Source organism: Pseudomonas mucidolens, assembly GCF_900106045.1.
In the GTDB taxonomy this organism is placed as follows: domain Bacteria; phylum Pseudomonadota; class Gammaproteobacteria; order Pseudomonadales; family Pseudomonadaceae; genus Aquipseudomonas; species Aquipseudomonas mucidolens.
The window spans coordinates 189,304-211,164 of the sequence record NZ_LT629802.1 but is presented as its reverse complement, the minus strand read 5'-3'; the positions used below and the strand labels follow the sequence as shown (position 1 = coordinate 211,164).

The window sequence follows — 21,861 nt, the reverse complement described above, 5'->3', positions numbered from 1 at the left end:
CCTTTCATTTCTCTAGTTTTTTCGCCTACTGCTTGGAACGGTGTTGCGGTAAATCGTTAGAAGTTGCCTTTCACCCAGGCTTGCAGGCGCTCCAGCAACGGCGCTTTGGCTTCGTCACTGCTATAGCTTTCGCGGCTGCCAATGCCCGACAGGGAAATGCCGTCGGTCTGCTTTTGCAGGCCGTACAACAGCAAGCCCACACCGGTGGAATAAATCGGGTTGCGCACCACGTCGCCCAGGCCTTTCACGCCATGGGGCACGCCCAGGCGCACCGGCATATGGAAGATTTCCTCGGCCAGTTCGACCGCGCCTTCCATTTTCGAGGTGCCCCCGGTCAGCACGATGCCGGCCGGGATCAAATCTTCGTAACCGCTGCGACGCAGTTCCGCCTGGATCAGGGTGAACAGTTCGTCGTAGCGCGGCTCGACCACTTCGGCCAACGCCTGGCGCGACAGTTCGCGCGGTGGGCGGTCGCCTACGCTTGGCACCTTGATGGTTTCACCGGCACCGGCCAGCTTGGCCAGGGCGCAGGCATAACGGATCTTGATTTCTTCGGCGTACTGGGTCGGTGTACGCAGCGCCATCGCGATGTCGTTGGTGACCTGGTCGCCGGCAATCGGGATCACTGCGGTGTGACGGATCGCACCTTCGGTAAAGATCGCGATGTCGGTGGTGCCGCCGCCGATGTCCACCAGGCACACGCCCAGTTCTTTTTCGTCATCGGTCAGTACCGAGTAGGCCGACGCCAGTTGCTCGAGGATGATGTCGTCGATTTCCAGGCCGCAGCGACGCACGCACTTTTCAATGTTCTGTGCCGCATTGACCGCGCAGGTCACCACGTAAACCTTGGCTTCCAGACGTACGCCGGACATGCCCAAAGGTTCGCGAACGCCTTCCTGGTTGTCGATTACGTAGTCCTGCGGCAGGGTGTGCAGCACCCGCTGGTCAGCCGGGATGGCCACGGCCTGGGCAGCGTCCAGTACACGTTCCAGGTCTGCCGAGCTGACTTCACGGTCGCGAATCGCGACGATGCCGTGGGAGTTCAGGCTGCGGATGTGATTGCCCGCCACGCCGACAAACGCCGAGTGGATCCGGCAGCCGGCCATCAGTTGCGCTTCTTCGATGGCGCGCTGGATCGATTGCACGGTGGATTCAATATTGACCACCACGCCCTTCTTCAGGCCCCGGGACGGATGCGTGCCGATTCCGACGATTTCCAGCGTGCCGTCGTCCGCGACCTCGCCTACCAGCGCCACCACCTTGGAGGTGCCGATATCGAGACCGACGATCATTTTGCCGCTTTGCACGTTTGCCATGGGTCCTGCCTCTTCTTAATTCTTCGCGACAGCGGGTTGCGCCGCCGTGGGCGCAGCCGGTTCCCGCCAGCCAACGGCCAGGCCGTTGGCGTAACGCAGGTCGATGCTCGCAATGTTCGTAATCTGTTCTTTCAAGGTTTTGTCATAGATGGCGATAAAGCGGCGCATCTTCTCCACCAAGTGGTCGCGTCCCAGCAACAACTCGATGCCCGGGCCGGAACTGCCGGCCCCGGTGGTCAAGAACCAGCTGCCCCGTTCACGCAATTCCAGTCGCGCGATGGAGAAACCCAGTGGCCGCAGCATCTGGCTCAAGTCCTGATACTGCTGCATCACTTGCTGCTGCGCCCGCTGTGGCCCGAACAACTGCGGCAAATGCTCGTAGTTGGCCAGTTCACGCGGGGTGAACGCCTGACCCTGGTTGTTCAACAGCGCTTCGTCACCCCAACGGGCCACGGGCAGTTGTTCTTCCAGGCGGATGGTCACCTGGTCCGGCCACACCCGACGTACTTCGGCATGGGCGATCCACGGCATCTGTTCCAATTCCGAACGCATCCCTGCCAGGTCGACGGTAAAGAAGCTGGCCGCCACAAAAGGGACGATTCGCTGCTGCACAGCTTGCTGGCTGATGTAGCTCAAGTCGCCCTGCACGCTGATCTTGGTGATCGGGCGGTCAGCGTAAGGCAGCAGACGCTGGGCACCTTCATAAGTGCCAAAGCCCAGCGCCACCAACAGCACCGGCCAGAACAAGGCCTTGAGAAAAGCAAAGTTGGCTTTCGGCAGGCGCGCCGACATCGGCTCTTTGGCCACCATCCGGCTGGCACCACGCGGTACCGGCTTGCGGCCGGGTGCGGGTGGCTGATGACGAAGCGATGCGCCTTGCATGGTGTTAACCCCGCGCCTCAATGCTTGCAGCCAGAATGGCCAGCACCAACTGCTGGAAATCCAGTCCGGCCGCGCGTGCAGCCATGGGTACCAGGCTGTGGTCGGTCATGCCCGGTGCGGTGTTGACTTCCAGAAACCAGAAATTCCCTTGGTCATCCTGCATCACGTCTGCCCGCGCCCAACCGGCGATACCCAGCGCCTCACAGGCTTTCGCCGTAAGGTCCATCAATTCCTGCTCTTTGGTTGCGTCAAGGCCGCACGGGATCCGGTACTGAGTATCGGAAGCCAGGTACTTGGCGTCGTAGTCGTAAAAGGTATGGGGCGTGCCCAGCGCGATAGGCGGTAATACCTGGTCACGAAGAGTCGCGATGGTGAACTCGGGACCGCAGATCCACTGTTCCACCAACACTTGCGAATCGTAGGTACTTGCCGCTTTCCATGCGTCGATCAATTCGGCGGCCGAGTTCACTTTAGCCATGCCGATACTGGAGCCTTCATGGGCAGGTTTGACGATCAAAGGCAGGCCCAGTTCCTCGGCTGCGCAAATACAATCGTCTTCACTGCGCAGAACGCTGTGACGCGGGGTCGGAATGCCCAGGCTGTGCCACACCTGTTTGGTGCGCAACTTGTCCATCGCCAGGGCCGACGCGAGGATGCCGCTGCCGGTGTAAGGAATACCTGCGCACTCCAGCAACCCCTGCATGCTGCCGTCTTCACCGCCACGGCCATGCAGAATAATGAAGGCACGATCGATTTTCTCGGCCTGCAGGCGCGCCAGGAAATCATCGCCCACGTCGATGCCGAAGGCATTTACACCGGCGCTTTGCAACGCTTCAAGCACGGCATTGCCGGATTTCAAAGACACTTCGCGCTCGGCGCTCTTGCCGCCGAACAACACCGCGACCCGGCCGAAGTCGGCGGGCTGGACGGTGGAAAACAGGGAGCCGTAGTCAGTGCTCATTTCGACTTCCCCTGCACAGCGGCGAACAGCGGGCTTGCCAGCAGTTTCGGCGCAAGACCGCCGATATCACCGGCGCCCTGGCACAGCAGGATATCGCCAGCGCGCAGCAGCGGCTTGACCAGCGGCGCGAGGTCGACACCGCGTTCGATGTAGATCGGGTCCAACTGACCGCGCTGGCGGATGCTGTTGCACAGTTTGCGGCTGTCGGCACCGGGGATCGGTTCTTCACCGGCCGGATAGACTTCCATCAGCAGCAATACGTTGGCGTCAGCCAATACATTGACGAAGTCGTCGTACAGGTCGCGGGTGCGGCTGTAGCGGTGCGGCTGGTAGACCATCACCAGGCGACGCTCCGGCCAGCCGCCGCGCACGGCCTTGATCACCGCGGCCACTTCAGTCGGGTGGTGACCATAATCGTCGACCAGCATTACGTCGCCACCTTCCACCGGCAACTGACCGTAGACCTGGAAGCGCCGGCCGACACCGGCAAACCCTGACAAGCCTTCGACGATGGCTTCATCGCTGACGCCTTCATCGGTAGCGATGCAGATAGTCGCCAGGGAGTTGAGCACGTTGTGGTTACCGGGCATGTTCACCGATACATCCAGCGGCTCGCGGTCGGGGCGCAACACGGTGAAGAACGTCTGCATGCCTTTCTGGCGCACATTGATCGCACGCACGTCGGCGTCTTCGCTGAAGCCGTAGGTCACGGTCGGACGCTTGACCTGGGGCAGGATTTCACGCACTACCGGATCGTCCAGGCACAGCACCGCCAAACCGTAGAACGGCAGGTTGTGCAGGAACTCGACGAAGGTTTTCTTCAACTTATTGAAGTCGCCGTCATAGGTCGCCATGTGGTCGGCGTCGATGTTGGTCACCACGGCCACCAGCGGCTGCAAGTGCAGGAAGCTGGCATCGCTTTCATCGGCTTCGGCGATCAGGTAACGACTTGAACCCAACTGTGCATTGGTGCCTGCTGCATTCAGCCGGCCACCGATCACGAACGTCGGGTCCAGGCCGCCCGCGGCAAACACCGAGGCGATCAGGCTGGTGGTGGTGGTCTTGCCGTGGGTGCCCGCAACAGCGATGCCGTGGCGGTAGCGCATCAGTTCGGCGAGCATCTCGGCACGCGGCACCACCGGAATACGACGCTCGAGCGCAGTCGCGACTTCCGGGTTGGAGGTGTTCACTGCACTGGAAACCACCAGTACATCGGCTTGCGCGGCGTTCTCGGCGCGGTGGCCGATAAATATCTGCGCGCCGAAAGACTCCAGCCGCTCGGTGACCGGCGAGGTTTTCAGGTCGGAACCGGAAACCTGGTAACCCAGGTTCAGCAATACCTCGGCGATCCCGCACATGCCCACACCGCCGATCCCGACGAAGTGGATGCGACGGATGCGGCGCATTTCCGGTTGCGGCATGGCTTTTTGATTCTCAACCATGGGCCACCTCCAGGCAGATATCGACCACGGTACGGGTGGCATCAGGTTTGGCCAGGCGACTTGCGGTGCTCGCCATGTTATTGAGTCGTTCCGGTTGCATCAAAACCTCGGTCAGGCGTGCGGCCAAATCGGCGGCGCCAGTCGTTCTTTGCGGCAGCAGGAAGGCAGCGCCCTCCCCGGCCAAATATTCGGCGTTGCGGGTCTGGTGATCGTCGATGGCATGGGGCAAAGGCACCAGCAAGGACGGCAGACCGGCTGCAGCCAATTCACTGACGGTCAACGCACCTGCGCGACAGACCACCAGGTCGGCCCAGCCATAGGCGTGGGCCATGTCTTTGATGAAGGGCTGTACATTCGCCTCGACCCCGGCGTCGCGATAGCGCCCGGCGGTGACTTCATCGTGGTTCTTGCCGGCCTGATGGAAGATTTCGGGACGCAGTTCCAAGGGCAGTTGCGACACGGCTTCAGGCAGCAATTTGTTCAACGGCTCGGCGCCCAGGCTTCCGCCCAGGATCAGCAGATGCGCCCTACGCCCGGTCAGGGCCTGGCGGGCAATATCCATGAACAACTCGGTACGCACCGGATTACCGGTGGTACGGCGCTTGTCCATGGCAGCAAAGGTGTTCGGGAAAGCCTCGCAAACGCGTGCAGCCAAGGGTGCCAGCAAGCGGTTGGCGGTCCCGGCAACCGCGTTTTGCTCGTGGACGATCACCGGCACACCGGACAATCGCGCCGCAACACCCCCAGGACCGGTCACGTAGCCGCCAAAGCCCAGTACGCAAACCGGCTTCAGCTCGCGGATCACTTTGCGGGCCTGCCAGACCGCGTTGAGCAATACAAATGGCGCCTTGAGCAGGGACAGTTTGCTCTTGCCGCGCAGACCACTGACGTTGATCAAGTGCAGCGGCAAACCGGCATTCGGCACCAGTTCATTTTCAATCCCGCGCGGCGTGCCCAGCCAATGCACGGTGTAGCCCCGGGCCTGGAACTCGCGGGCACACGCCAGCGCCGGGAACACGTGGCCGCCGGTGCCGCCCGCCATGATCAACACGTTAGCGCCCATGGGTCGGCTCCTCGGCGAAGTCACTTTCGCTGAATTCCATCTCTTCACTGCCCAGGTGGGTTCGACTCTCCCATTCGATACGCAGCAGCAAGCCAAGACAGGCGCAACAAATCACCAGGGAACTGCCGCCATAACTGAGGAATGGCAGGGTCAGGCCCTTGGTCGGCAGCAGGCCGACGTTTACACCGATGTTGATCAGGAACTGGCCGATCCACAGGAACGCCAGTCCGTAGGCCACATAAGCGGCGAAGTATTGCTTGGCCTTCTCGGCCCACAGGCCGATGTACATGGCGCGCACGCACACGAACACGAACAACCCGACAGTGACGAGGGAACCGACCACGCCCAGTTCTTCGGCGAGTACCGAGAACACAAAATCGGTGTGGGCTTCCGGCAGGTAGAACTGTTTCTGCACGCTGTTACCCAAACCAACACCCAGCCACTCACCGCGACCGAAGGCGATCAAAGCCTGGGTCAACTGGTAACCGGAACCGAACTGGTCGGCCCAGGGATCGGTAAAGGTGATCAGTCGCGCCATCCGATAGGGTTGCGCCTGCACCAGAATCGTCACCGCGGCGACCGCCAGGCCGACCATCAAGGCAAAGCGGAACAAGCCCACGCCACCCAGGAACAGCATCGCCGCCGCCGCGCCCATCATCACGACGGTGGCACCGAAGTCCGGCTCCATCAGCAACAGGCCAGCCATGGGCAACAGCACGATGAAGGGCTTGAAGAACCCCATCCAGCTTTCCCGCACCTCTTTCTGGCGACGTACCAGGTAGCCCGCCAGGTAGATCACCACGAAGACCTTGGCGATTTCCGACGGCTGTACGTTAAAGACGCCAAAACCGATCCAGCGCATCGAGCCATTCACTTCGCGGCCGATGCCGGGAATGATCACCATCACCAGCAGACCGAAAGCCCCGAGCAGCATCAGCCAGCCCAGACGCTGCCAGGTGGCGATAGGCACCATCATCGTGACAATGCAGGTGCCGAGGCCGATCACCAGGTAAATCAGGTGACGGATCATGTGGTACAGGGTGTTGCCCGATTGCACGGCGGCCACTTCCGAGGAAGCCGAGGTGATCATCACCAGGCCCAGGCCCGGCAACGCCAGGCAGCCGGCGAGCATCGGGAAGTCGAGGTCGATACCGCGCCCGGTAATGATCGGCGACGGATAGGGCTTGATAATGTTTCTGAGGTCGAGGCTCATGCCAGGTCCTCCACGGCGCGAGCGAACAACTGCCCGCGCTCTTCATAGTTCTTGAACATGTCGAAACTGGCGCAGGCCGGGGACAGCAGCACCGCATCACCCGGCTGGGCCAAAGCACGGCATTGGGCGATGGCGTCTTCCAGGGACCGCGCGCGCACCTGCGCAACCGCATCGCCAAGCGCGGCAGCGATCAGGTCGCAATCGCGCCCCATCAGCACCACGGCGCGGCAATGCTCGGCCACCGGAGCTTTAAGGTCCTTGAAGTCGGCGCCCTTGCCATCACCGCCGGCAATCAACACAACCTTACCGTCGATGTCAGCGCCGAGCCCTTCGATCGCCGCCAATGCCGCGCCGACGTTGGTCGCCTTGGAATCGTTGTAGTAACTCACGCCATCCAGGTCACGCACCCATTGGCAGCGGTGCTCCAGGCCGCCAAAGGCGCGCAGGCTCGAGAGCATGGCGTCAAACGGCAACCCCACCGCATGTCCCAGCGCCAGCGCCGCCAAGGCATTGGACTGGTTGTGGGCGCCGCGGATTTTCAGTTCGCGCACAGGCATCAGGTTCTGGAATTCGAAGGCCAGGTATTTCTCGCCGCCTTCTTCACGAATGCCAAAGGCCTTGAAATCGGGTTTGCTCAAGCCAAACGTCCAGCACGGCAGGCCTTCACCCATCAGCGGACGGCTCAGGGCATCCTGACGATTGACCACCACCTGACGTGCGCCGCGAAAGATCCGGTGCTTGGCCAGGTGATACGCCGGCAGGCCGCTGTAGCGGTCCATATGGTCTTCGCTGACATTCAACACGGTCGCCACTTCAGCATTGAGGTGATCAGTGGTTTCCAGCTGGAAGCTCGACAGCTCCATCACGTACAAGTCGACGTCGTCGCTGAGCAGGTCCAGCGCCGGTGTGCCGAGGTTGCCGCCCACCGCGACGCGTTTACCGGCTGCGGCTACCATGTCGCCAACCAGGGTTGTCACGGTACTTTTGGCATTGGAGCCACTGATGGCAACGATGGGCGCCTTGGCGTTACGCGCGAACAGCTCGATATCGCCAGACAGCTTCACACCTCGGGCCGCCGCCGCTTGCAGGGCGGGAGTCGCCAATGCCAGGCCGGGGCTCACGTAGAGCTCATCGGCACGGCACAGAAACTCGACGTCCAGCTCGCCACAACGCACTTCCACGTGCGGGTAGTCACGGCGCAGCGTGACCAGCTCCGGTGGATTTTCCCGCGTATCGGCGACGGCAAACGACGTGCCCTGGTTCGCCAGGAAGCGAACCAGGGACATGCCGCTCTTGCCGAGGCCGACAACGATGCGGAAGTGGTCAGAAGCGATCAGGGACACTCGTTTCTACCTCAGTTTCAGGGTGGCAAGGCCGAACAGTACGAGAATCACGGTGATGATCCAGAAACGGACGATCACACGTGGCTCAGGCCAGCCCTTGAGTTCAAAGTGGTGATGAATCGGCGCCATGCGAAACACACGGCGCCCGGTCAATTTGAAGGAAGCAACCTGAATCACCACCGACAGGGTTTCCATCACGAACACACCGCCCATGATGAACAGCACAATTTCCTGGCGCACAATCACCGCAATCGTGCCGAGAGCCGCGCCCAGCGCCAGTGCGCCTACGTCTCCCATGAACACCTGCGCCGGATAGGTGTTGAACCACAGGAAGCCAAGGCCCGCGCCGATCAATGCGCCGCAGAACACGATCAGCTCGCCCGCCCCCGGCACATACGGAATCAACAGGTATTCAGCGAATTTCACGTTACCCGACAGGTAGCAGAAAATGCCCAGCGCGCCGCCGACCATCACGGTCGGCATAATGGCCAGGCCGTCGAGGCCATCGGTCAGGTTGACGGCGTTGCTGGAGCCGACGATCACGAAGTAGGTCAGTACCACAAAGCCAACGCCCAGCGGGATGCTGGCGTCCTTGAGCATCGGCAGGATCAGGGTGGTTTCCACCGCGCTCGGGGCGGTCACATAAAGGAAGATCGCCGCGCCCAGGCCGAATACCGATTGCCAGAAGTACTTCCAGCGGCTTGGCAGCCCCCTGGAATTCTTCTCGATCACCTTGCGATAGTCATCCACCCAACCGATGGCACCGAACAACAAGGTCACCAGCAGCACCACCCAGACGTAGCGGTTAGCCAGATCGGCCCAGAGCAAGGTACTGATGCCGATGGACGACAGGATCAACGCACCGCCCATGGTCGGGGTGCCGGACTTTGACAGGTGCGACTGCGGGCCATCGTTGCGCACTGACTGACCGATCTGCAGGTTTTGCAGGGTGCGGATCATCCATGGCCCCAGAAACAGCGACAAACACAACGCGGTCAGCACACCCAGAATCCCGCGCAGGGTCAGGTACTGAAAGACCGCGAAGCCTTTGTGGAACTGTTGCAGATACTCAGCCAGCAGCAGCAGCATTAATGTTTCTCCGTACTTGAGCCACACAAGGCCACGACGACGTTTTCCATCACCGCGCTGCGCGATCCCTTGATCAAAATAGTGGTGTGTTGTTCTTGTTCGGCCCCAAGCAGGGCCTGGATCAGTTCGGCCTGGCTGGCGAAGTGCTGCGCGCCGGCACCGAAGGCTTTTACGGCGTGGAACATGTTCGGGCCGACGGCGTAAAGCGCGTCGACCTTGCCGGTCGCATAGGCACCGACTTCACGGTGAGCCTGTTCAGCCCAATCACCCAGTTCGGCGATATCGCCCAGGACCAGCACCTTGCGCCCTGTAAAACCGTTGAGCAGGTCGATGGCAGCGCAGATCGAGGACTGGTTGGCGTTGTAGCTGTCATCGATAACGCGCATGCCATTGGATGACAGCTGCGCTACGGTGCGCCCCTTGACTGGCTGCACCGCGCCAAGACCGGTGGCGATACCGAACAGCGAAACGCCCAGTACTTGAGCAGCGGCAGCGGCAGCCAGGGCGTTGGCGACGTTGTGATTGCCCAGCAGGTTTAATTGCACATGTTCCTCACCTTGCGGGGAATGCAAGGTAAAGGATGGGCAGCCACGGGCGTCGAGACTGATATTCGAGGCATGGAAATCGGCGACGGCGTTGTCTACCGAGAAACTCGAGACCTTGCGGCCGGCAGCACGCGCACGCCAGGTTTCAAAAGCTTTGTCGTCAAGATTGAGGATGGCGGTACCGCAAGCGTCGAGCCCTTCAAGAATTTCGCCCTTGGCCTCAACGATTTTCTCAGGGCCGCCAAACTCGCCAACATGGGCGGTGCCAGCGTTACTGATAATGGCGACGTGGGGCCGGGTCATGGCTACGGTGTAGGCAATTTCACCGATGCGCGAGGCGCCCAGCTCGATCACCGCCGCCGTATGCTCCGGGGCCAGTTCCAACAAGGTCAACGGTGCGCCAAAGTCATTGTTCAGATTGCCACGGGTGGCGAGTACCGGTCCGCGCGTACGCAGGATACCCGCCAACAATTCCTTGACCGTGGTTTTGCCGCTGGAGCCGGTGATCGCTGCAACAGGCTGGGTGAAGGCGTCACGGTTCAGGGCGCCCAACTGACCCAGGGCCAGACGGGTGTCGGCCACCAGCAATTGCGGCAATGCCGAGTCAGCGACTGCGCGCTGCACCAGGGCACCGACTGCGCCCTTTGCGGCGACGTCATTCAAATAATCGTGACCGTCGAAACGCGGCCCGGCCAACGCAACGAACAGTTGTCCCGGCTTGATCGCACGGCTGTCGATGCTGACACCATCAAACGCGCAATCGCTGGACAACAGACGGGCCGACAGCGCTTGAGTCAATTCGCTGAGCTTCATGGCTTTAAGCATGGGCAGCCTCCCACGCGGTCAAGGCGTGGTCGGCCTCCACCAGATCGGAGAAAGCATGACGTTCGCCGTTGATTTCCTGGTAGTCCTCGTGGCCCTTGCCCGCCAGCACCACCACATCATCGACAGCGGCGTTGGCGATCACTTGAGCGATAGCCGCGCCGCGACCGGCAACAAAGGTCACGTGAGCGGCGTCTTTGAAACCCGCGCGAATGTCGTCGAAAATCCGGCTCGGGTCTTCGCTGCGAGGATTGTCGTCAGTCACCAGCACAGCGTCCGCGAGGCGCTCGACAATTTCGGCCATCAGCGGGCGCTTGCCGCGATCACGATCGCCACCGCAGCCGAACAGGCACAACAACTTGCCCTTGGCGTGAGGACGCAGGGCCTGCAAGACTTTTTCCAGTGCATCCGGCGTATGCGCGTAATCGACCACCACCAACGGCTGGGTGCCACCACCCAGGCGCTGCATACGCCCAGCCGGGCCTTCGAGTTTGGGGAGTACGCGCAGGATTTCGTCCAGGGCGTAATCCAGGCCGAGCAAAGCGCCGATGGCCGCGAGCACGTTGCTCAGGTTGAAACGGCCGAGCAAGGTGCTGCGCAAATGATGTTCGCCCTGCGGCGTTACCAGCGTGGCGCGCACACCTTCATCAGTGAATTGGGCTTCGCGGCAATACAGGTAGGCGCTGGAGTCTTCCAGGCTGTAGCTGATCAGGCGCGATTGGCTATTTTCAGCCGCCAACCGGCGACCGAACTCATCGTCCAGGTTCACCACGCGGCACTTCAGATCATTCCAGCCAAACAGCTTGGCCTTGGCGGCGGCGTATGCCTCCATGGAACCGTGATAGTCCAGATGATCGCGGGACAGGTTGGTCATCACTGCCACGTCGAACGCCAGAGCCGTCACCCGCCCCTGGTCGAGGCCGTGGGACGACACTTCCATCGCGACAGCCTTGGCGCCGGCCTTCTTCAGGTCAGCCAGGGTCGCCTGGACCGCGATCGGATTGGGCGTGGTGTGCAGGCCGCTTTGCAGCGCGCCATAAAAGCCGCTACCCAGCGTACCGACGATGCCGCAGTGCTGCCCCAGCAGATCAAGGGCCTGGGCCACCAACTGAGTGACGCTGGTTTTGCCATTGGTGCCAGTGACGCCGATCAGGTTGAGCTGGCGGCTGGGATCGCCGTAAAAACGTCCGGCGATATCCGACAACTGCGCCGCCAGGCCCTTGACCGGAATCAGCGGTACATCGGTGATCGGCAATACAGTCGCGCCATCCACTTCATAGGCCACCGCCGCCGCACCGCGCTGCAAGGCGTCGGCGATGTGAGTACGACCGTCGAACTTGCCGCCCGGCACGGCCAGGAACAGATCACCGGCACGTACGGTACGGCTATCCAGACTCAATTCGCGAATCAACAGATCACGTCCAGCGTGGGCGAATATCTTGTTCAGGCTAAGAGACATCAGCCGCGCCCTCCATCGGTTTTTGCGACAGCTGCAGGCGGCCCGGCGTTGGCTTGCTGGGTGGGCGGCAGATCATCCGGGGTAATGTTCATCAGGCGCAGAGTGCCGGACATCACTTTGCTGAACACCGGCGCTGAAACCAGGCCGCCGAAGTAGCCGGCCTTGCTCGGTTCATCAATGACCACGACAACCGCGTAACGCGGATCGCTCATGGGACCGAAACCGGCGAACAACGAACGGTAGGAGTTTTCTGCGTAGCCCTTGACGCCCACCGAAATTTTACGTGCGGTGCCCGACTTGCCCGCTACGTGATACGCAGGCACCTTGGCTCGGAACACACCGCGCGGCGCTTCGATGACTTGCTGCAACATGGATTGCACGGTCTTGGCGACGTTTTCCGGGATGACCTGCTCGGATTTCGGCGCATCGTCCAGATGGATCAAGCTCAACGGCGTCATCCGACCGTCGTTGGCCAGCACCGCAAAAGCGTGGGCCAACTGGATGGCGGTCACTGACAAGCCGTAACCGTAGGACAGGGTCGCGGTTTCGGCCTTGCGCCAATCGCGGTAGTTCGGCAGGTTTCCGACGCGCTCGCCCGGGAAGTTAAGACCGGTTGGCTGGCCCAGACCGATTTTTTGCGCGAGCTGGTAAATGGTCTCGCCGCCGATATCGAACGCAACCTTACTCATCCCGACGTTACTGGAGTTGATCAGGATGCCGGCCAAGTCCAGCACCGGACCTTCGCCGCGAGACACGTCACGAATCGTGTATTTGCCTATCTGCAAGGTGTAGGGGAAGACCTCGACCTTGTCGGAGGGTTTCCAGCGTCCGGTTTCCAGCGCAGCACTCATGGAGATGGCTTTCATCGTCGAGCCCGGCTCGAACACGTCGATCATGGCGCGGTTGCGCATCATCGCCGGTTGCAGGTTACGGCGGTTGTTCGGGTTGTAGGTCGGCTGGTTGACCATGGCGAGGATCTCGCCGGTCTTGACGTCCATGATCACCAGGCTGCCAGCCTTGGCGCCGTTCTCGATGATGGCGTTACGCAGTTCGCGGTTGGCCAGGTACTGCAGGCGCAAGTCAATCGACAACGCCAAGGGCTTGCCAGCCTTGGCGTTTTTGGTGACCTGAACATCCTTGATCAGTCTGCCGCGCCGATCCTTGATGACCTGGCGTTTGCCGGGAACCCCAGCGAGCCACTCATCGTAGGCCAGCTCGACCCCTTCACGACCGCGGTCATCGATATCGGTGAAACCCACCATATGCGCGGTAGTTTCGCCAGCTGGATAGAAACGCCGAAACTCCTCGATGCCATAGACACCGGGGATTTTCAGGTCAAGCACATGCTGGCCTTGCTCGGGAGTCAGGCCACGCACCAGATAAATGAACTCTTTACTGGCCTGGGCTTCCAGGCGCGCCTTCAAGGCTTTTGGATCCTGATCCAGCGCCGTCGCCAACTCCGTCCATTTGTTCTTGGCGACCTGCAGTTCCTTGGGGTTGGCCCACAAGGTCGTTACCGGCGTACTGACAGCCAGGGGCTCGCCATTACGGTCGGTAATCAGGCCACGGTGCGCGGGGATCGGAATATGCCGCAGGCTACGGGCATCGCCCTGGCTGATCAGGAAGTCCCGATCCACCACTTGCAGGTCGATAATGCGCCAGACGATCGCGCCCACCATCAATGCCAGCAAGCCCAGCACCAGACGGAAACGCCACGGGTAGAGCGCGCCTTCAAGTTTCATCATGGCGCCACCATGCGAACGTCTGCAGCGCCCGGGATATGCATCTTCAATTGTTCAGTGGCCAACACCTCGATGCGGCTGTGCGCCGTCCAGGTGCTTTGCTCGAGAATCAGCCGACCCCATTCCGCCTGCGCCTTGTCGCGCACACTCAATTCCCCGTACAGGGAATTGAGCAATTGGCGGTTCCAGTGGGCGCTGTAGGACACGGCAATCGCGGACAGCAGCACGCCAACGAACAACAGCAACATAAAGAAGCTGCCGCCCGGCAGGGGCTTGGCGAAAAGCCTGCTCACCGCAGCTTCTCCGCGACGCGCATGACAGCGCTACGGGCGCGTGGGTTGGCCTTGAGTTCGGCTTCGGAAGCGAACTGCGCCTTGCCATGGATTTTGATTTTCGGCGCAAAGGCCTCGAAACGCACCGGCAGGTTACGCGGCAGGTTGTCGGATTCGCCCTTGACCAGGCGTCGCATGAATAATTTGACGATACGGTCTTCCAGGGAGTGGAAGCTGATCACCACCAGGCGACCGCCCACTTCCAAGGCTTCCAGCGCGGCTTCGAGGCCGGCCTCCAGATCGCCCAGCTCGTTGTTGACGTGAATGCGCAGGCCTTGAAATGCTCGAGTGGCCGGATTTTTACCTTTTTCCCACGCAGGATTGGCGACCTTCAGCACTTCGGCTAGGTCGGCAGTGCGTTCAAACGGCTGGATTTCCCGGCGCTCGACCACGGCACGGGCCATGCGACCGGCGAAACGCTCTTCACCGTATTCCTTGAACACCCGGGCGATTTCTTCCACCGGTGCGGTGGCGATGAACTGCGCGGCACTGACACCACGCGACGGATCCATGCGCATATCGAGCGGACCGTCGTTCATGAAACTGAAACCGCGTTCCGGGTCATCCAGCTGTGGCGAGGACACGCCCAGATCGAGCAAGACCCCGGCCACCTTGCCCGCCATGCCGCGCTCGGCCACTTCGGCGCCCAACTCGGCAAAGCTGCGCTGCACAACGACAAAGCGGCCGTCTTCGGCCGCTAGCGCTTGCCCGGTGGCAATCGCTTGAGGGTCTTTGTCAAACCCGAGGAGTTTACCGTCGGACCCGAGCTGGCTGAGTATCAACCGACTGTGCCCGCCCCTGCCAAAGGTCCCGTCCAAATAGCAGCCATCCGCGCGTACGGCGAGAGCCTCGACGGCTTCGTCAAGCAGTACGGTGATGTGGTTAAAGCCGCTATCAATAGTCACAGGATCAAATCACGCAGTTCATCAGGCATGGCGCCCGGTTGTTGAATAGCCGCCAGGTCAGCTGCAGAAACAGCATCCCAGGCACCTTCGTCCCACAATTGGAACTTGTTCAGTTGGCCTACCAGCATCGCGCGCTTATCCAATTTGGCGTATTCGCGCAAACGCGGCGGGACCAGGAAACGACCACTGCCGTCGAGCTCAAGATCGACGGCATTACCAATCAGCAAGCATTGCAGGCGGCGGTTTTCTTCACGCAATGAAGGCAAGGCACGCAACTTGGTTTCAATCAGTTCCCACTCATCGAGGGGGTAAACACACAAACAGGGGTCTACGGCGTCGATAGTGATGATTAACTGCCCGGAACTTCGCGAAATGAGCTCGTCACGATACCGGCTCGGCATGGCGAGACGGCCTTTTGCATCGAGACTGATAGCGTTAGCTCCGCGAAACACAGATGCGTTTCTCCAATTTTTAGCGTTTTACGTTCAAAAAACCCACTTTGTGCCACTTTCCGCCACTTGCGCACACTATAGGAATGCGCCCACCACACCGTCAAGGCGCGGATTAAAGGAAAAGCCTTACAGAACGGAGATTTAGGAGCGCAAAAGGAAGAGAAACGAGAGTTTGGCACTGTTTTTGACTCGACAAGCCGAGACAGCTCAAAGACTTAAAGCCCGAACTTAAAGTAATTTATTAAGAGTAAGATTTTTTTGGTATTACGAAGACGCATCTGCCATTGATTTGGCAGGGAGGGATTCTTGCGCTACTACCGGTTTTCTACCCGAGACTCGCGTAGAAGGAAAAAGGTGGAGAGTCGATCTATAAGCCGGGTTCTGTCTTGAACAGTCATTCGTCTACGATGGCCATCACTGGACATCTTTAGCAACCTACCCGGTTCCAGCGCGGGCCACGCCTTGGAACCCTATTTGGTCTTGCTCCAAGTGGGGTTTACCTAGCCACGAACTGTTGCCAGTCGTGCGGTGCGCTCTTACCGCACCTTTTCACCCTTACCGGCACCGAAGTGCTTAGGCGGTTATTTTCTGTGGCACTTTCCGTAGGCTCACGCCCCCCAGGCATTACCTGGCACTTCGCCCTATGGAGCCCGGACTTTCCTCCCCCCCCTAATTTTCATAGAGGGCAGCGACTGTCCAATCGACTCTCCGCCGCGAAGGTTAACGGCACGGCGCCCTCAGGACAAGCATTAAAAGACAGCATTGCCATCACCTTCCGACGCCGTGCAGGTCCAGGCGCGGAACTATTTGTCCTTTTGCTTATCCAGCGCGACCTGATACAGCACGTTCTTGCGCACCCCGGTTATTTCCGCCGCCAGTGCAGCGGCGCGCTTGAGCGGCATTTCCTTGAGCAACAAATCCAGGACGCGCATGGCCTCGCTGCCCACCGCTTCTTCGGACTCCGGCGCTGTCCAGCCCGCGACCAGCACCACGCACTCGCCACGCTGCTGATTGCTGTCAGCCTCGACGAATTCGCGCAGCGCCTCGAGCGGCAGGCCCTTGAGGGTTTCAAAGGTTTTGGTCAGCTCCCGCGCCAGCAAGGCTAGGCGCTCGCCACCGAACACCAGTTCCATGTCTTGCAGGCACTCAAGAATGCGATGCGGGGCCTCGTAGAAGATCAGCGTGCGCGGCTCCTCCTTTAATAGTTCGAGCCGTGCTCGGCGCCCCACGGCCTTGGCCGGCAGAAACCCTTCGAAAATGAAACGGTCAGACGGCAAGCCCGCCGCCGATAATGCGGCGATCAGCGCGCACGCACCTGGAACAGGCACTACATTGATTCCCGCAGCGCGGGCCTGACGTACCAAGTGGTAACCCGGATCGGAGATAAGTGGCGTGCCGGCATCAGAAATCAACGCCACGTCATCGCCGGCGAGCAACCGCGTAATAAAGCGACTGCCCTCTTCACGCTCGTTGTGTTCATGGCAGGCAACCAATGGCGTGGTGATCCCAAAATGCTGGAGCAGCCGCAGGGAATGCCGAGTGTCCTCAGCCGCAATCAATTTGGCTTCGCGCAACACTTTCAATGCCCGCGCACTGATATCGTCCAGATTGCCAATGGGCGTCGCCACCACAAAAAGCGAGCCAGCAGTGGAATTCAAAGGACCCGGAGCAGTCAAAGCGCACACCTCAATGATTGGCAAAAGCCACATTGTAACGCGTAGACGCCAAAAAAATGCGTCACCGAACAGGCGCTCGACCCGCCTGTTTACTGCGCGCCGTGACGTCCAGCAACATTTACACGATCTAAATCGACGGTTTCATGCCAGTAACATCGCGCCCCGGCCAGTGCTTGGGTACAATTCCACACTAATTTGATCGGTATCAGGAACACTTACATGATCGCTTGCCTGCGGCTGTTCTCTGCCTTCTGTCTCGCTGCCCTGTTGGCGGCTTGCGCCAGCTCGCCCTCGTCAAGCCTTGGCGAACTCCCACGGACCCCGGATGCCAGTATCGAGCAATTGCTCGAACAGGCGACTTCGGCCAAGACACCGGAAAAAGCCGCACTGTTGCGCCTGAGCGCGGCGGACATGGCATTCCAGCAGAACAACCCCGGACGTTCCGCGCAGATTCTGGCGCAAGTGCCCATGGACAGCCTGAAACCCGCCGCCCAGGTATTTGCCAGTACCTTGACGGCGGAGCTGGCCATGACCCGCAACCAGCCCAAGGCAGCGTTGACGGCACTGCAGCATCCAAGCCTGCAAAACCTTGCAGAGCTGCCGCCAGAACAACAGATTCGCACCAGCACCGTGCATGCTCGCGCCTACGAAGCCGATGGCCAGATCATGGCCGCCGCTCGCGAGCGTGTCGCCATGGCCCCGCTGCTGACCGGCGAAGCGGTCGCGCCTAATCATGAGGCGATCTGGACCTTGATCGCTGCCGTGCCTGCCGAGCAGTTGCAAGCCACCGGCAATCCGACCCTGGATGGCTGGATCAGCCTGGTCCAGGCGATCAAGAGCGCCGGTACCCTGGAACAGCAGCAAGCTGCGATCGATACCTGGCGCTCGCAAAACCCTGCGCATCCAGCCGCAGTGAACCTGCCGACGCCATTGGTCAAGCTCAAGGAACTCGCCAGTCAACCCCTGAACAAAATCGCCCTGCTGTTGCCCCAGGAAGGCCCGCTGGCGAATGTGGCCAAGGCGCTGCGCGAAGGCTTCATGGCCGCGCACTATCAGGCGGAACAGGCCGGACAGAAACCACCGGTCATCGAGTTTTATGACACCTCGCGCCTGACCTCCATCGACGACTTCTACAGCAAGGCCCAGGCTGCCGGCGTGCAACTGGTGATCGGTCCGCTGGAGAAGCCGCTGGTCAAGCAACTCAGCGCCCGCGCGCAATTACCTATTACCACCCTGGCCCTGAACTACAGCGAAACCGAACAGGGTCCGCCTCAACTGTTCCAATTCGGCCTGGCTGCGGAAGACGAAGCGCGCGAAGTATCGCGCCGGGCCCGCGCCGACGGCTTGCACCGCGCCGCCGCCATGGTACCGAAGGGTGAATGGGGCAACCGCGTATTCAATGCCTTCCGCCAGGACTGGGAAGCCCACGGCGGCACCATAATCGGTGTCGAGCACGTCGACAAACCTGTCGCATTGGCCCAGCAGATCGCTGATTTGTTCAAGCTGCGCCAAAGCGAAGGTCGCGCCAAGAGCCTGCAAAGCACGGTCGGGACCGAGGTGGCTGCACAACCGTCGCGCAGCCGCGATATCGAGTTCATCTTCCTCGCCGTAACGCCGCAGCAAGCCCAGCAGATCAAGCCGACCCTGAACTTCCAATACGCGGGCGATGTACCGGTGTATGCCACTTCCCACGTGTTCAGCGCCAGTGGCGACATCAACCAGTACAAGGACATGACCGGCGTGATGTTCTGCGAAACGCCGTGGCTGCTTGACACTTCCAACCCGCTGCGCAATCAGGTTGCCGCCCAATGGCCACAAGCCAATGGCAGCCTGGGCCGTCTTTTTGCGATGGGCGCCGATGCGTACGGTCTGGCACCACGACTGGGCCAACTCAAGGCGCTGCCGGACACGCGCATTGATGGCCTTTCCGGCAGCCTGGGCATGAGCCCGAGCCAACGGATCGAACGTCAGATGCCATGGGCGCAGTTTGTCAGCGGACAGGTTCAACGCCTGCCTGACACGCCGCGCTGATGCCCCAGCGGACCAGTTCTCAAAGCGGTAAGGATGCCGAACGCCAGGCACTTGAACACTTGCAACACCAGGGTCTGCGCCTCCTGGCGCAGAACTGGTTGTGTAAACGCGGCGAGCTTGATCTGGTCATGCTTGACGGCGATACAGTAGTATTCGTCGAAGTCCGCTACAGAAAACACGCACAATGGGGTGGCGCGCTCGCGAGTATCGACGGGCGCAAGCGTCAAAAACTGATACTCGCCGCGCAGTTTTTCCTGCTCAGTGAACATCGCTGGGCCGACTCTCCCTGCCGTTTCGATGTGGTAGCCATAGAATGCGCCCCGCACGGAACCGTTGACCTGAACTGGTTGCGCAACGCCTTTGACGGCTGAGCAATACCCAGGCCGGCGCGGATATCTTTACCGCACACTTTTGCTCTTTGCTTTGCGGGCTGCACATTTTTGTGCCAAACAGCCGCGCTACTTAAGGTCACACAGATGGACATGCAATCCCGAATTCGCCAGCTTTTCCAGGCCAGTATCGATACCAAGCAACAGGCGATGGACGTACTTGCACCGCACATCGAGCAAGCCAGCCAGGTGATGGTCAACGCCCTGCTCAACGAGGGCAAAATGCTGTCGTGCGGCAATGGTGGTTCGGCCGGCGACGCCCAGCATTTCTCCTCCGAGTTGCTCAACCGTTTCGAGCGTGAGCGCCCGAGCCTGCCGGCCATCGCCCTGACCACCGACTCCTCGACGATCACTTCGATCGCCAACGATTACAGTTACAACGAAATATTCTCCAAACAAATCCGCGCCCTCGGCCAACCGGGCGACGTGCTGCTGGCGATTTCCACCAGTGGCAACTCGGCGAATATTATTCAAGCGATCCAGGCCGCACATGATCGTGAAATGATTGTCGTAGCATTGACCGGGCGCGATGGCGGCGGCATGGCCTCGCTGCTGTTGCCCGAAGACGTGGAGATACGCGTCCCAGCGAATGTCACCGCACGTATTCAGGAAGTCCATCTGCTGGCGATCCATTGCCTGTGTGATCTGATCGACAGCCAACTGTTCGGGAGTGAAGAATGATCGTTAACCGCCTCAGCCTATTGGCCCTCACGCTGTGCCTCGGCATCAGCGGCTGCAGCTCGGTAATCACTGCGAGCCGCGACACGCCGATCCAGGATGACCGAGGTACCCGCACCTTCGGCAGCAAGATCGATGACTCGCTGATCGAAACCAAGGTCTCCGTCAATGTCGCCAAAGCCGCCCCGGACCTGGGCAACGGGGCGTCGCGCATTGTCGTGACCAGCTATAACGGCGTGGTGCTGCTCGCAGGACAAACCCCGCGCGCAGACCTCAAGACCCAGGCCGAACAAGCGGCCTCAACCGTTCAGCGGGTCAAGAAGGTCCACAACGAATTGCAGGTCATGCAACCCATCACGCTGCTGGCAATCAGCAACGATGCCTTGCTGACCACCAAGATCAAGACGCAGATGCTGGCCGATAGCGCGATTCCCGGTTCACGGATCAAGGTCATCACCGATAACGGCATCGTTTACATGATGGGTCTGCTGACCCAACAGGAAGCCACTCGCGCCACTAACCTGGTGCAAGGTGTCTCCGGCGTACAGAAGATTGTGAAGCTGTTCGAATACATCGACTGATGACACCGGCACAAAAAAGGGCGCCGCGCATTGACTGCACGGCGCCCTTTTTCATGTCCTGCGCTTACTGGTACTGCTGGTACGGATTGCCCTGGAACTCGTTGTTTTGCTGCGGTGCTTGCTGCTGGCCAGGTTGACCGTACTGCTGACCCGGGATCGGGCCAAGGTTGACCTCGACGCGACGGTTCTGGGCGCGGCCATTGACATCTGCATTGCTGGCAATCGGATTATCCGGACCGGCGCCACGTGCACTCAGGTTGGTCGGGCTGACGCCCTGGGATGTCAGATAGTTGGCGACGCTCTGCGCACGACGCTGGGATAGATCCATGTTGTGCTGACGGCTACCGGTACTGTCGGTATAACCCACGATCTGAATGGTGTTCTGATTGAACTGCTTGAGGGAGCCAGCCAGATTGTTCAACGGAGTATAAAAACTGCTGGCAATCGCGGCCGAGTCAGTGGCGAAGGTGATATTACCCGGCATGATCAACTTGATTTGATCGCCCTGGCGCTGCACCTCGACCCCGGTATTGGCCATGCTTTCCCGCAATTTCTTTTCCTGCTGATCGGCGTAATAGCCGTAACCCGCAGCACCCATCCCGGCGACGGCAGCGCCAATCAGCGCGCCCTTGCCACGGTTGTCATGGTTAATGGCCGCACCCGCCAATGCACCGGCCAATGCACCGAGTCCGCCGTATTTGGCGGTTTTACTCATGCCTTGTGATCCGTTGTTGGCCTGTCCTTGGCTGCCATCGCAAGGATTAGGGGAAGCACAGCCCGACAACAAGGCTACAGCCGTGGCAACAACAAGCAAACGACGCGAAGTGAACATGAAGAGAGCTCCTACTTTTGCATTCTGTGATGCAGAGGACATTGGCAATGGACCTATGCGGGGTTTGGAACGCGACAAACGGTAAAAATTCCGTGACTGCCCCGCACA

At 60.4% G+C, this 21,861-nt stretch carries 20 protein-coding genes and 1 other RNA gene; 4 read left to right on the top strand and 17 right to left on the bottom strand.

From position 1 onward, the window contains the following. Positions 1–56: 56 nt before the first annotated feature. From ftsA to rsmI, 16 genes are all read right to left on the bottom strand, one after another. A complete protein-coding gene (ftsA, locus tag BLU75_RS01050; RefSeq protein ID WP_090221346.1) occupies positions 57–1,316 on the bottom strand; it encodes a cell division protein FtsA in 1,260 nt (419 codons plus the stop codon). Positions 1,317–1,331: 15 nt separating this feature from the next. Then, positions 1,332–2,198, bottom strand: a complete 867-nt coding sequence (locus tag BLU75_RS01045; protein ID WP_084376239.1) for a cell division protein FtsQ/DivIB — start codon at positions 2,196–2,198, stop codon at positions 1,332–1,334. Between the two features lie 4 nt (positions 2,199–2,202). Next, the gene (locus BLU75_RS01040; protein ID WP_084376240.1) at positions 2,203–3,159 is read right to left on the bottom strand and encodes a D-alanine--D-alanine ligase; all 957 of its coding nucleotides are present in this window, start codon (positions 3,157–3,159) and stop codon (positions 2,203–2,205) included. Next, positions 3,156–4,601, bottom strand: coding sequence for a UDP-N-acetylmuramate--L-alanine ligase (gene murC / locus BLU75_RS01035; protein ID WP_084376241.1), 1,446 nt, complete (start codon positions 4,599–4,601; stop codon positions 3,156–3,158). Before murC ends, BLU75_RS01040 begins: the two co-directional genes overlap by 4 nt. After that, positions 4,594–5,664: an undecaprenyldiphospho-muramoylpentapeptide beta-N-acetylglucosaminyltransferase gene (gene murG, locus BLU75_RS01030; protein WP_084376242.1), complete on the bottom strand. Its 1,071-nt coding sequence runs from the start codon at positions 5,662–5,664 to the stop codon at positions 4,594–4,596. Before murG ends, murC begins: the two co-directional genes overlap by 8 nt. After that, positions 5,654–6,877, bottom strand: a complete 1,224-nt coding sequence (ftsW, locus tag BLU75_RS01025; protein WP_084376243.1) for a putative lipid II flippase FtsW — start codon at positions 6,875–6,877, stop codon at positions 5,654–5,656. Before ftsW ends, murG begins: the two co-directional genes overlap by 11 nt. Continuing rightward, on the bottom strand, positions 6,874–8,220 hold the full coding sequence (gene murD, locus BLU75_RS01020; RefSeq protein WP_084376244.1) for a UDP-N-acetylmuramoyl-L-alanine--D-glutamate ligase: 1,347 nt from the start codon (positions 8,218–8,220) through the stop codon (positions 6,874–6,876). Before murD ends, ftsW begins: the two co-directional genes overlap by 4 nt. Before the next feature lie 6 nt (positions 8,221–8,226). After that, complete coding sequence (gene mraY / locus BLU75_RS01015) at positions 8,227–9,309, bottom strand: phospho-N-acetylmuramoyl-pentapeptide-transferase (RefSeq protein WP_090221345.1); 1,083 nt, start codon at positions 9,307–9,309, stop codon at positions 8,227–8,229. After that, positions 9,309–10,679 carry a UDP-N-acetylmuramoyl-tripeptide--D-alanyl-D-alanine ligase gene (locus tag BLU75_RS01010; protein WP_084376246.1) on the bottom strand — a complete coding sequence of 457 codons (1,371 nt, stop codon included), beginning with the start codon at positions 10,677–10,679 and terminating at the stop codon, positions 9,309–9,311. The genes mraY and BLU75_RS01010 overlap by 1 nt, the downstream gene beginning before the upstream one ends. After that, positions 10,672–12,135 carry a UDP-N-acetylmuramoyl-L-alanyl-D-glutamate--2,6-diaminopimelate ligase gene (locus BLU75_RS01005; RefSeq protein WP_084376247.1) on the bottom strand — a complete coding sequence of 488 codons (1,464 nt, stop codon included), beginning with the start codon at positions 12,133–12,135 and terminating at the stop codon, positions 10,672–10,674. Before BLU75_RS01005 ends, BLU75_RS01010 begins: the two co-directional genes overlap by 8 nt. Beyond that, positions 12,135–13,877, bottom strand: a complete 1,743-nt coding sequence (locus tag BLU75_RS01000) for a peptidoglycan D,D-transpeptidase FtsI family protein (RefSeq protein ID WP_165447441.1) — start codon at positions 13,875–13,877, stop codon at positions 12,135–12,137. The genes BLU75_RS01005 and BLU75_RS01000 overlap by 1 nt, the downstream gene beginning before the upstream one ends. Then, positions 13,877–14,170, bottom strand: coding sequence for a cell division protein FtsL (ftsL, locus tag BLU75_RS00995; RefSeq protein ID WP_084376249.1), 294 nt, complete (start codon positions 14,168–14,170; stop codon positions 13,877–13,879). Before ftsL ends, BLU75_RS01000 begins: the two co-directional genes overlap by 1 nt. After that, positions 14,167–15,114, bottom strand: coding sequence for a 16S rRNA (cytosine(1402)-N(4))-methyltransferase RsmH (gene rsmH, locus BLU75_RS00990; RefSeq protein ID WP_084376250.1), 948 nt, complete (start codon positions 15,112–15,114; stop codon positions 14,167–14,169). The genes ftsL and rsmH overlap by 4 nt, the downstream gene beginning before the upstream one ends. Then, on the bottom strand, positions 15,111–15,566 hold the full coding sequence (mraZ, locus tag BLU75_RS00985) for a division/cell wall cluster transcriptional repressor MraZ (protein ID WP_084376251.1): 456 nt from the start codon (positions 15,564–15,566) through the stop codon (positions 15,111–15,113). The genes rsmH and mraZ overlap by 4 nt, the downstream gene beginning before the upstream one ends. Positions 15,567–15,920: 354 nt before the next feature. Next, positions 15,921–16,274, bottom strand: an RNA gene (rnpB, locus tag BLU75_RS00980) — RNase P RNA component class A. A 95-nt stretch (positions 16,275–16,369) separates the two neighbouring features. Then, positions 16,370–17,275, bottom strand: coding sequence for a 16S rRNA (cytidine(1402)-2'-O)-methyltransferase (rsmI, locus tag BLU75_RS00975; protein ID WP_165447439.1), 906 nt, complete (start codon positions 17,273–17,275; stop codon positions 16,370–16,372). Between the two features lie 186 nt (positions 17,276–17,461). Here rsmI and BLU75_RS00970 point away from each other — a divergent pair, with 186 nt between their 5' ends. The 4 genes from BLU75_RS00970 to BLU75_RS00955 all read left to right on the top strand — a co-directional run bounded on the left by BLU75_RS00970 (position 17,462) and on the right by BLU75_RS00955 (position 20,921). Continuing rightward, entirely contained in the window at positions 17,462–19,273 is a 1,812-nt protein-coding gene (locus tag BLU75_RS00970; protein WP_084376252.1) for a penicillin-binding protein activator, read from the top strand. Beyond that, the gene (locus BLU75_RS00965; RefSeq protein WP_084376253.1) at positions 19,273–19,644 is read left to right on the top strand and encodes a YraN family protein; all 372 of its coding nucleotides are present in this window, start codon (positions 19,273–19,275) and stop codon (positions 19,642–19,644) included. Before BLU75_RS00970 ends, BLU75_RS00965 begins: the two co-directional genes overlap by 1 nt. Before the next feature lie 105 nt (positions 19,645–19,749). Continuing rightward, positions 19,750–20,343 carry a phosphoheptose isomerase gene (locus BLU75_RS00960; RefSeq protein WP_007904374.1) on the top strand — a complete coding sequence of 198 codons (594 nt, stop codon included), beginning with the start codon at positions 19,750–19,752 and terminating at the stop codon, positions 20,341–20,343. Beyond that, positions 20,340–20,921 carry a BON domain-containing protein gene (locus tag BLU75_RS00955; protein ID WP_084376254.1) on the top strand — a complete coding sequence of 194 codons (582 nt, stop codon included), beginning with the start codon at positions 20,340–20,342 and terminating at the stop codon, positions 20,919–20,921. The genes BLU75_RS00960 and BLU75_RS00955 overlap by 4 nt, the downstream gene beginning before the upstream one ends. Positions 20,922–20,985: 64 nt before the next feature. Here BLU75_RS00955 and BLU75_RS00950 read toward each other — a convergent pair whose 3' ends face one another. Beyond that, the gene (locus BLU75_RS00950; RefSeq protein WP_084376255.1) at positions 20,986–21,753 is read right to left on the bottom strand and encodes an OmpA family protein; all 768 of its coding nucleotides are present in this window, start codon (positions 21,751–21,753) and stop codon (positions 20,986–20,988) included. Between the last annotated feature and the right edge of the window lie 108 nt (positions 21,754–21,861).